Consider the following 12,808-nt stretch of genomic DNA (forward strand, 5'->3'; position numbering starts at 1 on the left):
ACCTCTCACATTTCTTAAGATTTAGCCAACTAATGTTCGTTTTAAGTCCTCTAGCTTAGACGCTACAGTGCTGTCGAAAATATAGTTGCCGATTTGAACGCGTACGCCACCAATTAATGACGCATCGATAATGTTTGTAATGTTAAGTTGCCCTTTGCCGACTAACTTGCCGAAAGCAGCAGAAATTTCTGCACGTTCGCCATCAGTTAACTCACGCGTTGAGTAAACTTTTGCATCTGCAGTGCCTTGAGCGGCAGCTGACAATGCTTGATACTGGTCTGCAACAGCAGTTAATTCGTTTAAACGTTTCTTTTCGATTAAGAATTGAACCATATTCACAACGATTGGCTGTGCACCCGTTAGAATTTGAGCGATAAGCTCTTTCTTACGATCAGTAGAAATTTTCGGAGCAGTAAGTAAAGCCATAAACTCTTCGTTCGTAGCCAATACTGTTTTGATCTCACGTAAATCTGCACCTACTTCAGCAAGAAGGTTGTTGCTTAATGCTAATTCGTAAATTGCTTGAGCATAGCGATTTGCTACAGTCGATTGACTCATTTCGCTTCGCCTGCCTTCGCAATCGTTTCTTTAATTAATGCGCTATTGTCTGCTTCAGAAATTTCTTTCCCAAGAACTTTAGACGCAGCAAGTACTGATAATGAAACTACTTCTTCACGTACAGCAGCGATTGCTTTTTCTCTTTCTGCTTCGATATCACGAACAGCAGATTCTTTTAGACGGTTCGCTTCAGCGCGTGCAGTTACCACGATTTCTTCGCGAGTTGCTTCGCCTTGCTTTTTAGCGTTCTCAATAATTGATTGCGCTTCAGTGCGAGCTTCCTTAAGAAGGCTCTTTTGTTCTTCTAATAGTGCTTGTGTTTCTTTTTTAGCTTTTTCAGCTGCATCGATTCCGCTTGCAACCAGCTCTTCACGCTCGCGCATGATACCCATTAAAGGACCCCAAGCGAACTTTTTAAGAAGTGCCATTAAACCTAAGAAAATCACTAACGTCGCAATTGCATCACCTAAGTTGAGTCCAGTTGCGCCTGCACCTAGTGCAAGATAGTCTAAAAACACGATTGTTTCACTCCCTTCAAGAGCTTGAATTAAATCTATATTTTGTCATACTTTTTGTTCGTATTTAATATTACATAAATAGGGTATATCTTTTATACACAAAACTAATGGCGAAGGGTTTCAAAAGAAGTCTACTTCGCCACTGGATTTAATAATCTTAATGAAGACTATTGGTTCATTACGATGAATGCGATTACTACTGCGATGATCGGTAATGCTTCTACTAACGCTACCCCGATGAACATTGTAGTTTGAAGTGCGCCACGTGCTTCTGGTTGACGAGCGATACCTTCTACTGTTTTTGAAACGATTAAACCGTTACCAATACCTGCACCTAGTGCTGCTAAACCGATTGCGATTGCTGCTGCTAATAAACCTACTGAACCTACCATTTGATAATATCCTCCTTGGATGTTGTAATTTTTTTTGGTTCAAATCACCGCACTACATTGAATGCGGAAACTTATAATTAATGGTCTGTACTCACTTTGTGAGCCATGTAAACCATCGTTAACATAGTGAAAATGAAAGCTTGGATAAACCCGATGAAAATCGAGAATCCCATCCACGCCATCATAGGTACGATTGCACCGAAGAAACCAAACGCACTTGAAACTGCTAAACCAGTTAGTAACGTTAGTAAAATCTCACCGGCGTAAATGTTACCGTAAAGACGTAGACCAAGAGTTAACGTATTTGCAAACTCTTCAATAACTTTTAACGGGAACATAAATGACATTGGTTGGAAGAATGTTTTAGCATAACCGCCTGTACCTTGCATTTTCACGCCATAATACTGTGTTAATACTAGAACCATCGAAGCTAATGTCATTGTTACGACTGGATCGGCTGTTGGTGATTTCCACCATAAATCACTGCCGTAAGCAATACCACCCATTGGTAAACCAAGTAAGTTGGACACTGCAATGAACATGATTAATGTAATCCCTAGAATGTGGAAGCGTCCACCAGTTTTCCAGTCCATGTTACTCTTAATAATATTTTTCACGAAATCCATAATCCATTCCATGAAGTTCTGCATACCAGTCGGTTTTAACGCAAGTGTACGTGTTGAAACAAACGCGATAATAAATACGATGACTGCAGCTACTAAGAGAGTTAGTACTGTAGATAAGTTGAAAGTAAGCGTCATAAAGCCTAAATCCAAATGTAGCTCTGGAGCTGTATGATCCATTTTTGCATTCACCTCTCTTTCAAATGCACCTTAGTGGCTTTTTATATGATGTACTACTCTTTCTACTACTAAAAAGATGTACGGAATCATCAGCCCAATGACCGTGCTTATTAAGTGAAAATATTGTGGCAACGATATTGCGATTGCGACTGCGGCAACACCTGATCCAAAGCGAAGCGCTGTACCGATAGATGCTACTTTTGTCCCTTCACTAATGGAACGGTCAAATTTTTCCATACGTCGAAGTAAAATCCAAAAATTATACGTACCAAAGAACGCACCTAGGGCTATACCAGCAAATATAGAATCATATGGCGAAAATCCCCAGCCTAACGTACAAACAGCAAGCAAAAAAAAGAACGCTTTCTTCTGCATTGCAAAAACGTGATGCAAATTTAGCATTGGCAGTTAATCTCCTGAAACTTTTTTCGAGTAAAGAAAGTGTTCATCGACCATTAAATGAATTTAAAACGTAGTAAATGCACTACAAAATTAGAGGCCATTACAAGTAGTAAATAATTTCCACTTCAGGAAAATTCCATAGTGAACATTCATTTCATACTTCTAAGTGTCTCTTAATCTTAACGGACTTCATCCAGACGCATAGAACGTTGCAAATTGACGAGTTTCGTTTCAACTGTCAATCTAGTAGAAACTTGATATAACAAGCGTTTCAACGTCTTTTGACTAGGCGAAACTCTTATCATTCTTACCCTTTGTAAGCATACAATAGGGGGTTTTTGATGTCAATTAGTAATGGTGAAAAACTTCACATAGATACATTCCTTGTCAAATTGTTGACAAATTTGTGTATAGTTATGCATAAATATTTTTTGCATTTTTTCACTAACGCTAAAATTCGCTATTTCATGCGTTTTTTCCATCACGTTACACTTTTTATATCCAAGAAAAAATTTTTCGGCAATAATAGTTGTTTTTCTACTTGACAACAGGGGATAAATCCTATCCCCTGTTTTTCGTTTCTAAAATTAGTAAATTTCAGTACTATTTTATATTATCGCGTTTGTGCTTTTTCGATAATTTCTTCTACTAACTGTTTTTGAGCAAATTTCAGTAATGCTTCCACGATTCGCTCTGAAGCATATCCATCTCCATACGGATTCGATGCATGTGCCATCGCTTCATAAGCCTCGTCATTTATTAATAATTCCTTTGCCATCTTGTAGATAACTTCCTCATCTGTACCCGCAAGTTTCAACGTACCTGCCGCAATCCCTTCAGGACGCTCTGTCGTATCACGTAAAACCAGTACCGGCTTCCCTAACGATGGCGCTTCTTCTTGAACACCGCCAGAATCCGTTAAAATCATGTAAGAGCGGGCAGCGAAATTGTGAAAATCAAATACTTCCAACGGTTCAATTAAATGAATACGCGGGTTGTCTCCTAAAATTTCATTGGCTACTTCGCGTACTGCAGGATTCATGTGCACCGGGTAAACAACCTGAACATCATCATGCTCGTTCAACAGACGCATAATTGCACGGAACATATTACGCATTGGCTCACCTAGATTTTCACGACGGTGTGCAGTTAGTAAAATCATACGGTCAGAACCGATTTTTTCAATAACCGGATGTGTGTAGTGGTCACTGACTGTTGTTTTTAATGCATCAATTGCCGTGTTACCAGTTACGAAAATCGCCTCTGCCGGTTTATTTTCCTTTAACAGGTTTGCACGAGATTGCTCAGTTGGCGCAAAATGCAGATCTGCCATTACACCTGTCAACTGACGGTTCATCTCTTCAGGATAAGGTGAATATTTTTGACCTGTACGAAGTCCTGCTTCAACATGTCCAATGGCAATTTGATTGTAGAAAGCCGCCAGACTTCCAACAAAAGTTGTCGCCGTATCACCATGTACCAATACGATATCAGGCTTCGCTTCTTTCATTACTCGATCAAGCCCTAAAAGTGCATTTGTCGCTACATCTACTAATGTTTGACGGTCTTTCATAATATTTAAATCATAATCCGGTGTAATTTCAAAAGTCTCCAACACTTGGTCAAGCATTTGACGGTGCTGAGCCGTTACAGTAACAATCGATTCAATTTGTTCCGGATGCTTTTCCAGTTCCAGCACAAGAGGCGCCATTTTAATTGCTTCCGGACGTGTTCCAAAAATCGTCATAACTTTAAACTTCTTCGTCATTATTCTTTCTCCTTGTCTAATCTATAATTAATTCTCTCACTTGCCGTATTAATAGAAAACGCCCGCAACTGCTTACGGACGTCTCGTTTATTTATTATTTTGTTCCGAATAAACGATCCCCGGCATCACCCAAACCTGGTACGATATAGCCATGATCATCCAATTTTTCGTCTAGAGATGCAATGTAAATATCTACATCAGGGTGTAATTTCTGTATTTCTTCCACACCTTCTGGAGCTGCGATCAGACACATAAATTTGATGCTTTTTGCGCCGCGTTTTTTCAGTGAATTGATCGCTTCTACAGCTGATCCACCCGTTGCTAACATCGGGTCAACAATAATGAAGTCACGTTCTTCCACATCTGCTGGAAGTTTCGCATAATATTCTACTGGCTTTAATGTTACCGGGTCACGGTAAAGACCAATATGACCTACTTTTGCAGCAGGAATTAATTTTAATACGCCATCTACCATTCCGATACCCGCACGTAAAATTGGGACAATCGCCATTTTCTTCCCAGATAATACTTTTGCCTTCGCCTTCGTAACAGGTGTGTCCACTTCAATTTCTTCTAGTGGTAAATCCCGAGTAATTTCAAAAGCCATTAATGTTGCTACTTCATCAACTAACTCCCGGAATTCTTTTGTTCCTGTTTCTTTATCTCGAATATAAGTTAACTTATGTTGGATTAATGGGTGGTCAAATACGTATACTTTACTCACGTTGACATCTCCTAACTGTTGTTTATCTAAAATAGTATAACAGAAAATAAAGTTAACGAAAACTATGACAGGAATGTTTTAAAAATTGCCCTTTTTATAACACAAAAATAGAACAAATATATACTCATTTAGGATTCGCTTGCAGTTGCCTATCTATTCGTTATTTCTTCTAATAAAAAAGCCCTCTATTTACATATTGTAAATAGAGGGCTTCAACTCAATTATGCGTATAGAGGATATTTTGCTGTAAGTGCTTCAACACGTTTGCGCGCTTCTTCTTTTACTGCTGCATCTTCATGATTTTTAAGAACTGAAGCGATAATTTTCCCTACTTCGATTACATCTTCTTCTTTGAAACCGCGAGAAGTTACAGCTGCTGTACCTACACGGATACCTGATGTAACGAATGGTGATTCTGTGTCGAATGGAATTGTGTTTTTGTTTGTTGTAATGGCAACTTCATCCAATACATGCTCAGCTACTTTACCTGTTAACCCTAAAGATTTCACATTTAATAGAAGTAAGTGGTTATCCGTACCGCCTGATACGATTTCAACACCTTCATCCACTAAAGATTTTGCAAGTGCAGCTGCATTTGCTTTAATTTGTTTTGCGTATTCTTTAAATTCCGGTTGTAATGCTTCACCGAAAGATACTGCTTTTGCAGCGATGACATGCATTAGTGGACCGCCCTGAATACCTGGGAATACTGATTTATTTAATTCTTTTTCCCATTTTTCATCATTAGTTAAAATCATACCGCCACGAGGACCACGTAAAGTTTTATGAGTTGTAGTCGTTACGAAATCTGCATACGGTACTGGATTTTGGTGCTCGCCTGCTGCTACTAAGCCGGCAATATGCGCCATATCAACCATGAAATATGCGCCAACTTCATCCGCGATTTCACGGAACTTTGCAAAGTCGATTGCACGAGGATAAGCTGATGCACCAGCAACGATTAATTTCGGCTTTGATTCCAATGCTTTTTGGCGAACATCTTCATAATCTATTAAGTTTGTATCTTCTGTTACACCGTACTCTACGAAGTTATATAGAATACCTGAGAAGTTTACTGGTGAACCATGTGTTAAGTGACCACCGTGTGATAAGTTCATACCAAGTACTGTATCACCAGGTTTTAAAATTGTATGGTAAACTGCCATGTTCGCTTGTGCACCTGAGTGTGGCTGTACGTTAACATATGCCGCACCGAATAATTCCTTTGCACGGTCACGCGCAATGTTTTCCACTACGTCTACATGTTCACAACCGCCATAATAGCGTTTGCCAGGATAACCTTCTGCATATTTATTTGTTAAATATGAACCTTGTGCTTCCATTACAGCTTCCGATACGAAGTTTTCTGATGCGATTAGTTCGATGTTTGTGTTTTGACGTTTTTTCTCTAATAAAATTGCGTCTAAAATTGCCTTGTCTTGTCCTGCTAATTTTTCAAATGCCATTTTCAAATCCCCCTAAATTTACTTCCGAATCGCTCGGAGTTTCCAAGTTAAATGATATATGTAACGTTAAGGTGTTACGGTATATTGCGCACGTTCTCCACCGATAAGTTTCGGACGTGTTGTCGCCAACGTAATAACTGCATTGCCTAATTGCTTAACAGATGTTCGTATAGGTACAGCAACTGCTTTTAAATGCATGCCGATTAATGTTTGACCGATATCTATCCCGTAATGTGCTTGGATGGTTTCCACAATTACAGGTTCATCCATTTGTGTAAAGGCGTATGCAGACATGGAGCCACCTGCTGTACGGACAGGAATGACCGAAACAGGTTCTAAATGGTACATTTTAGCGGCTGCAGCCTCAAGTGTTAAAGCACGGTTAATATGCTCGCAGCCTTGGAAAACTAAGTGAATTTTATGTCTTTGCGCGAATATTGAAAATTCTTCGTACAGAACTTGCGCAACATCGAGTGCACCAGCTGTTCCAATCTTCTCACCCATCACTTCCGATGTGGAACAGCCGATGACAAATAGCTGACCTTCAGAAAACTTCACTTGTTGCTCAAATTCGGATAATGCTTGCGCTAAATCTTTTTGCAAATCGTGTAAGTTTGTCATTGAATCACCATCTGTTACCCTTCTTCGATTTCGGTAATCTTTTCAACACGGCGAATATGACGACCGCCTTCAAACTGTGTATCCAACCAAGTCGCAACAATCTCGCGTGCCAGCCCTGGACCAATTACACGCTCACCCATTGCTAAAACGTTCGAGTCATTGTGACAACGTGTTGCTTTTGCCGAGAACACGTCATGTACAAGTGCACAACGAATCCCTTTAAATTTGTTTGCAGCAATTGAAATTCCAATGCCTGTTCCGCAAATTAAAATCCCTCTGTCAAATTCCCCTGCAGCTACTCGCTCAGCTACTGGACGTGCATAGTCCGGGTAATCTACCGACTCGTCCGTTTGTGGACCAAAGTCTTCATAACTGATTGACATTTCATCAAGTAGTGACATGATCTCTTTACGTAAATTATTCCCGCCGTGATCTGAAGAAATTGCAATTTTCATGAAGATCCCTCCTGCCTTGTTTTTGTTTACTTATTATATTCACCATCAGTGTACCATTTATTCCGGAAGATTAACACGTCTTTTCCTAATAACTTTCAAAATACATGCAAAAATACGAATAATAATTAAAGAATTATACTATATCGTTAACATTCTGGTGATATTCCCTTATATTTTCATCATTAATTACTTCAATGTTCAGCTTTACGTGGGTTTGTTAAATTGAAAAGGCTTTGGCCAATTAGTTTTCAATAAAAAAGACCGCTCAGATTAGGAGCGGGTCTTTAACAATTATTGTAGCGATAAAATATATTCGGCTACCTCTTCTTCTTCACCATCTGCTGTACCAGGTGGCATTGCACCTTTACCATTGACTAGTACATCAACAATTTCCTCTTTTGATAAAGAAGTGTTCGTTAAGTCCGGTCCCATTGCTCCCGTTAAATCTCCGCCATGACACCCTACACAACTGGCATTTGCCACTTTTTCACCTGCCGAGACATCTGTAGTTTCAGCTGAGTCCGTTCCTCCTGATGATTCAGTGGATTCGGCTGGTGTTGAGTCAACTGAATCTGTAGTATTCTCATCCTCTGCGTCTCCACATCCAGCCAGACCCGCTACAACTACACCCATCAGTAACCAGTACTTCATCTTGTTCAATATAAATCCCCCCAGGACTAATTATTGTAAACAATAGTGTACCATACCCAGCCTTTTTATTTTTGAAACGAGTTCATGATTTTGTAAGCTTGGTAATGATTATTAGAACATTTACTTCGGATATTAGAAGGTCGACAGTGTTTAGTTGAACATTTATAACCTTTATTAGAAAATCAGTGAAGGATTTTAGAACAATCACCCAATATATTAGAAGATCCACTTTTTATTAGAACTTTACCGCGGCTATTAGACAATCTCCCCTTCTTATTAGAAAACCTTCATTGAAATGCGCTTCCCTCAATAAAAAATACCTAACAGATAAACATGCCCGTTTACCCATCAGGTATTTTAAATTCTATATTTTAATCTACTGTGCGCGGTCGAATTGTTGAATCATTCGATAAAGCTCTGCAGATTGTTGTTTTAAATTGCTTGCCAGTTCTTCTACTTGCTTGATCGCTTCGGCCTGTTCAAGTGAAGCAGATGTTACTTCCTGTGCACTCGCAGAAGTTTGCTCGGCAATTGCCGCCACTTCCTGTGATTGATGTGACGTATGTTCAATATTTTTCATTTGCTTTGCGACTAATTCTGAAATTTGGACAACATCATCGGCCATTTCATAAACAGATTTTGTCATACCTTCAACTGCTGAAGTCGTTTCAGAAACACGTGATGATTCATTTACCGCAAATGATACTTGTTCGTTCATCTGTTTTACTACAACTGAAACATTTTGCTGCATCGTGTGGATCAATGTTGTAATCCCCTGCACAGCGCTGGCACTTTCATCCGCCAAACCACGGACTTCCTCTGCAACAACCGCAAAGCCCTTACCATGCTCACCTGCTCGTGCAGCTTCAATCGATGCGTTTAGAGCAAGCAAATTTGTTTGTCCTGCGATATCGCCTACTAAACTTATAATCCGTTCAATCTGCTCGGCATTTTTTTCCAGCTCGCGAATATTTACTAGTGAATTTTCATTATCTGTTGCGATTTTTTTAATACTGTTTACAACACCATGGATCGAATCTGTTGTAGACGTTAAATTTGTTAATAGATTTTTTGAACGACTTGCTGTATGTAGTGCTTTATTGTTCACTTCTGCGGCTAATGCGCGAACTTCTTCAATTGCTTCCACTGTTTCTTGAATGGCAACTGCCGAAGATTCAGCCCCTAATGAAATTTGACTAATATTGCTTGTAATTTGCTCGGCGTTGTTCGTAACAGAAATACTTTCTTCCGACAATTTCAAAATCGTTTCATCGGTTGACTTGTAATTGTCTTCAATGCCGTTTACCATCTTGCGCAAATTAAATACCATCGTTTGAAATGCCTCTGCTACAGAGCGAATTTCATCATTTGTTTTTGGCATTTCGACATCTTGTCCGATTTTACCTTCCGCTACATGGTTTGCACTGCGTTCCAATTGCTGCAACGGGCGAACAATGACTAAACCGAATACAGCTGCTAATGCACATGACCAAAAGATTCCCAATAAATAGGTAATAATCTGAAATACGCTTGTGCTTGTCGATTCAAAAAACATTGGATGTAAAAATTCGATAAATACAAAACTGCAAGTGTAGGTAATCAGCGCTAGTATCCCGACGAACAATATGAGCTTCCGGCGCAAACTAAAGATCTTTTTCTGAGAGTTCATGTTAAATTTTATCCTCCAATTTCAATTTAGTTTCCAGCTTATTAATTGCTTCGTTCAATTGCTCATACGTTTGTTCATATACTTGCAGGTTTCCACCGAATGGATCTTGAATATCAAGCCCTGTTTCCATTGCTACATATTCATTTAACGTAAACGTTTTATGTGCCGCTTCACCTACTAAACGAAGGACCATTTCTTTATGAGCGGTCGTCATCGTTAAAATCAAGTCCGCCCATTGTGCATCTTCTACCGTAAATTGGGATGAACGGTGCGATTGCGCAATATTTTTCCTGTGTAATATTTCCTTTGCGTTCAGGGACATGTCACTGCCTTCGTGCGCATAAATACCTGCTGAACGCACAGTAATATTCTCATAGTTTTTTGCTTGTAAAATTGCTGCTGCCATAGGACTTCTACATGTGTTGCCTGTACAAATAAAATAAATATTAATGTTCCTCACACCCTCTAATTTACCATTTTAGTAGCATCACACTCATAATAATCAGGAGGATTCCTGCTACTTTTTTTAATGCATTATTTTTAAAAATTGGCGATTTTTGCGCTATAACCAATGCAGCATACGACAATATAAATGTTGATAGGCCGGCACTAATAACAAAAACATATTTTTGTAAATTTAGCATACCAAAAGATAGGCTAACTGAAAAGGTGTCAATACTTGCAAAGATCGCAATTATCGGTAGTGACATTGCCGGAAAACTTTCATCTTTCTTAGAGAGCAGTAATTGCAGCCCAACAAAAAACAATAACAGTGTAGAAAGGCCTGACGCCCAGTTTGTTAAATAGACGGCAAGCCATTCCCCAAAGCGGTAACCGAGTAACGGAAAAAGCATATGTAAAAATGCCGTCCATAAAGCTAATAACCATTTCGCCTTAACATTTGTAGCTATTAAATACAGTGCAACGACATCGAACGACATCAAGATTCCGGCAACTACTTCTTGCATCTATTCCCCTCTTCCACTATGCGCTGTTGTAATTTATGCTTTTAGGTCGGGAAATATCCTTTTGTTTATACACAAAAACCACATCTCACTGTTGCAAGATGTGGTTTTATTTCTTATAGTGAATACCATTTGCCGCCTGACGCCTTTTCCAGACGGTTCATAATAGCTGTACCAACACCTGTTTTTGATGTTGCCGTCGCTAAAATAATCGTAGCATCTGTTTTATCGCATGCACGCAATGTATCATATAACGAAGCACTCATTTGTTCGAGATCATGTGCATGACCGAATGAAAAATAATAATCGGCTTTAATTTCTTTAAAGCTATCCGGTGCCAATAAGGCAACTTTATGCTCAGGTTTTAATTCGGCGATAGCCGTTTCAATTGCTTCCTTATTTGCCTCTATTAAATAGACGGGAGCTTCCGGTGCATAGTGAGTATATTTCATACCAGGCGCTTTCGGAGTCGATTCAATTTTCTGCTGTTCCAGGCTTGGCTCAAGAACTGGACCGATTACAGCTTCCAGCATTTCTTTTGTCACCCCGCCCGGACGTAAAATAACGGGTGTATCCAGCGTAACATCCAAAACGGTCGATTCAAGTCCAATCCCTGTCATTCCTCCATCTAAAATACAAGGAATTATGTTTTGCAAATCTTCAAATACATGTTCAGCTTTCGTCGGGCTGGGTTTACCGCTGCGATTCGCACTTGGCGCGGCTAACGGTTTCTTTAATGTTCGAAGAAGTTCCAGTGCTACTGGATGATCAGGCATACGAATTCCGACCGTATCTAATCCTGCCGTAACACTTGGCGCTAAAACATTCGGCTTTGCATGCATGACAAGCGTCAATGGACCCGGCCAAAAAGCATCCATACAATTTTTTGCAACTTCCGAAATATTTGTTGTATACAACGATACTTCTTGCACCATTCCTATATGTACAATCAACGGATTATCTGAAGGTCGTCCTTTTGCGGCAAATATTTTCTTTACTGCCTGCTCATTTGTCGCAACAGCACCTAAGCCATATACGGTTTCTGTCGGAAAAGCGACTATTTCGCCGTTATTTAATAAATCCACAGCCTGTGTATAATTTTCTGAATTATCCACAAATTCATCCACATTTAATTGGAAAGTGTGCATTACTTTTTCCTCCTTTCTGTAAATGTTTGATTTAACTATCCACAAATTGTGAGTAAGTTGGATCATTTTCTACAAGTTCTTCTGTGTTTTGTGGATCACTTTTTTCCATATGTTTTTCCCACCATTCAGCAATAAAAAATGGCGGCCGTTCATTTTCCACCGACTCATTAACTATACAAAGCGTTGGGAATACTGCACAGAACCAGTTTTCGCCTCGCCCCTGTCCAATAGTGAAATTGACAGAGTAATAATTTTTCTGTGGATAAAATTGTCCTGCCGCCCACTTTGGAGGCACTAAGTTATCCCCAAATTTATAGGTGATTTTTAATTGTGGGTAAGTTTTCTGAATTTCCTGATACATCTTTTCCACACTGTGGATATCTTCCGAAAAATCCGGCGTTCTTTGAATATAGGCTTGAATCGACTCTACGACTTCATACTTGATCAACTGGTCTGCATTTGTCGAACTGTTGGCAATGACACGGTACTTCAACTGGTCGTTGCTTTGTTCCTGATCAAAACGCACTTCATCTACGAAAGTAGGTATAAACGTAGCCGCACAATATAAAAATAGAACACTTATTAGTAATTTAGCAATCGCTAAAAATAGATTGGATTCATTTTGAATATCGTAATCATGTAACATAAACATTCCCCCTTGCAAACAT

General features: G+C 39.4%; 16 protein-coding genes. All 16 read right to left on the bottom strand.

Translation table 11 applies throughout. The features are described from left to right. Positions 1 to 21 precede the first annotated feature (21 nt). Entirely contained in the window at positions 22 to 558 is a 537-nt protein-coding gene (locus tag ABS917_RS07780; protein WP_008404449.1) for a F0F1 ATP synthase subunit delta, read from the bottom strand. Then, entirely contained in the window at positions 555 to 1,076 is a 522-nt protein-coding gene (atpF, locus tag ABS917_RS07785) for a F0F1 ATP synthase subunit B (RefSeq protein WP_008404450.1), read from the bottom strand. Before atpF ends, ABS917_RS07780 begins: the two co-directional genes overlap by 4 nt. A gap of 167 nt (positions 1,077 to 1,243) precedes the next feature. Next, a complete protein-coding gene (atpE, locus tag ABS917_RS07790) occupies positions 1,244 to 1,468 on the bottom strand; it encodes a F0F1 ATP synthase subunit C (protein WP_008404451.1) in 225 nt (74 codons plus the stop codon). Between the two features lie 77 nt (positions 1,469 to 1,545). Continuing rightward, positions 1,546 to 2,271: a F0F1 ATP synthase subunit A gene (atpB, locus tag ABS917_RS07795; RefSeq protein WP_350478480.1), complete on the bottom strand. Its 726-nt coding sequence runs from the start codon at positions 2,269 to 2,271 to the stop codon at positions 1,546 to 1,548. Between the two features lie 30 nt (positions 2,272 to 2,301). Next, positions 2,302 to 2,673, bottom strand: a complete 372-nt coding sequence (locus ABS917_RS07800) for an ATP synthase subunit I (RefSeq protein ID WP_251689854.1) — start codon at positions 2,671 to 2,673, stop codon at positions 2,302 to 2,304. Between the two features lie 613 nt (positions 2,674 to 3,286). Further along, positions 3,287 to 4,441 (bottom strand): non-hydrolyzing UDP-N-acetylglucosamine 2-epimerase, encoded by a 1,155-nt coding sequence (gene wecB, locus ABS917_RS07805; protein WP_350478481.1) that lies wholly within the window; start codon positions 4,439 to 4,441, stop codon positions 3,287 to 3,289. Between the two features lie 94 nt (positions 4,442 to 4,535). Next, positions 4,536 to 5,165: a uracil phosphoribosyltransferase gene (gene upp, locus ABS917_RS07810; protein WP_350478482.1), complete on the bottom strand. Its 630-nt coding sequence runs from the start codon at positions 5,163 to 5,165 to the stop codon at positions 4,536 to 4,538. 221 nt (positions 5,166 to 5,386) lie between these two features. Beyond that, on the bottom strand, positions 5,387 to 6,631 hold the full coding sequence (gene glyA, locus ABS917_RS07815; protein ID WP_350478483.1) for a serine hydroxymethyltransferase: 1,245 nt from the start codon (positions 6,629 to 6,631) through the stop codon (positions 5,387 to 5,389). 66 nt (positions 6,632 to 6,697) lie between these two features. Next, positions 6,698 to 7,252 (bottom strand): TIGR01440 family protein, encoded by a 555-nt coding sequence (locus ABS917_RS07820; protein ID WP_350478484.1) that lies wholly within the window; start codon positions 7,250 to 7,252, stop codon positions 6,698 to 6,700. 14 nt (positions 7,253 to 7,266) lie between these two features. Next, positions 7,267 to 7,707 (bottom strand): ribose 5-phosphate isomerase B, encoded by a 441-nt coding sequence (gene rpiB / locus ABS917_RS07825; protein ID WP_079524641.1) that lies wholly within the window; start codon positions 7,705 to 7,707, stop codon positions 7,267 to 7,269. A 291-nt stretch (positions 7,708 to 7,998) separates the two neighbouring features. Continuing rightward, positions 7,999 to 8,358, bottom strand: a complete 360-nt coding sequence (locus ABS917_RS07830) for a c-type cytochrome (protein ID WP_350478610.1) — start codon at positions 8,356 to 8,358, stop codon at positions 7,999 to 8,001. 376 nt (positions 8,359 to 8,734) lie between these two features. Beyond that, entirely contained in the window at positions 8,735 to 10,027 is a 1,293-nt protein-coding gene (locus tag ABS917_RS07835; RefSeq protein ID WP_350478486.1) for a methyl-accepting chemotaxis protein, read from the bottom strand. Position 10,028: 1 nt separating this feature from the next. After that, positions 10,029 to 10,478, bottom strand: a complete 450-nt coding sequence (locus ABS917_RS07840; protein ID WP_350478611.1) for a low molecular weight protein arginine phosphatase — start codon at positions 10,476 to 10,478, stop codon at positions 10,029 to 10,031. 19 nt (positions 10,479 to 10,497) lie between these two features. Beyond that, complete coding sequence (locus tag ABS917_RS07845) at positions 10,498 to 10,995, bottom strand: manganese efflux pump (protein WP_350478487.1); 498 nt, start codon at positions 10,993 to 10,995, stop codon at positions 10,498 to 10,500. Between the two features lie 113 nt (positions 10,996 to 11,108). Continuing rightward, positions 11,109 to 12,140 (bottom strand): L-threonylcarbamoyladenylate synthase, encoded by a 1,032-nt coding sequence (locus ABS917_RS07850; protein ID WP_350478488.1) that lies wholly within the window; start codon positions 12,138 to 12,140, stop codon positions 11,109 to 11,111. Between the two features lie 31 nt (positions 12,141 to 12,171). Then, complete coding sequence (locus ABS917_RS07855) at positions 12,172 to 12,786, bottom strand: stage II sporulation protein R (RefSeq protein ID WP_350478489.1); 615 nt, start codon at positions 12,784 to 12,786, stop codon at positions 12,172 to 12,174. Positions 12,787 to 12,808: the final 22 nt, after the last annotated feature.

It is taken from the genome of Solibacillus sp. (genome assembly GCF_040273735.1).
In the GTDB taxonomy this organism is placed as follows: Bacteria; Bacillota; Bacilli; order Bacillales_A; family Planococcaceae; genus Solibacillus.

Bases quoted from the DNA above. Each gene is read 5' to 3' on its own strand.
- atpE (WP_008404451.1), bottom strand. From the start codon at position 1,468: ATGGTAGGTTCAGTAGGTTTATTAGCAGCAGCAATCGCAATCGGTTTA.
- ABS917_RS07780 (WP_008404449.1), bottom strand. From the start codon at position 558: ATGAGTCAATCGACTGTAGCAAATCGCTATGCTCAAGCAATTTACGAA.
- ABS917_RS07850 (WP_350478488.1), bottom strand. From the start codon at position 12,140: ATGCACACTTTCCAATTAAATGTGGATGAATTTGTGGATAATTCAGAA.
- ABS917_RS07820 (WP_350478484.1), bottom strand. From the start codon at position 7,252: ATGACAAACTTACACGATTTGCAAAAAGATTTAGCGCAAGCATTATCC.
- ABS917_RS07835 (WP_350478486.1), bottom strand. From the start codon at position 10,027: ATGAACTCTCAGAAAAAGATCTTTAGTTTGCGCCGGAAGCTCATATTG.
- ABS917_RS07855 (WP_350478489.1), bottom strand. From the start codon at position 12,786: ATGTTACATGATTACGATATTCAAAATGAATCCAATCTATTTTTAGCG.
- wecB (WP_350478481.1), bottom strand. From the start codon at position 4,441: ATGACGAAGAAGTTTAAAGTTATGACGATTTTTGGAACACGTCCGGAA.
- ABS917_RS07830 (WP_350478610.1), bottom strand. From the start codon at position 8,358: ATGAAGTACTGGTTACTGATGGGTGTAGTTGTAGCGGGTCTGGCTGGA.
- ABS917_RS07845 (WP_350478487.1), bottom strand. From the start codon at position 10,995: ATGCAAGAAGTAGTTGCCGGAATCTTGATGTCGTTCGATGTCGTTGCA.
- rpiB (WP_079524641.1), bottom strand. From the start codon at position 7,707: ATGAAAATTGCAATTTCTTCAGATCACGGCGGGAATAATTTACGTAAA.
- glyA (WP_350478483.1), bottom strand. From the start codon at position 6,631: ATGGCATTTGAAAAATTAGCAGGACAAGACAAGGCAATTTTAGACGCA.
- atpB (WP_350478480.1), bottom strand. From the start codon at position 2,271: ATGGATCATACAGCTCCAGAGCTACATTTGGATTTAGGCTTTATGACG.
- ABS917_RS07800 (WP_251689854.1), bottom strand. From the start codon at position 2,673: ATGCTAAATTTGCATCACGTTTTTGCAATGCAGAAGAAAGCGTTCTTT.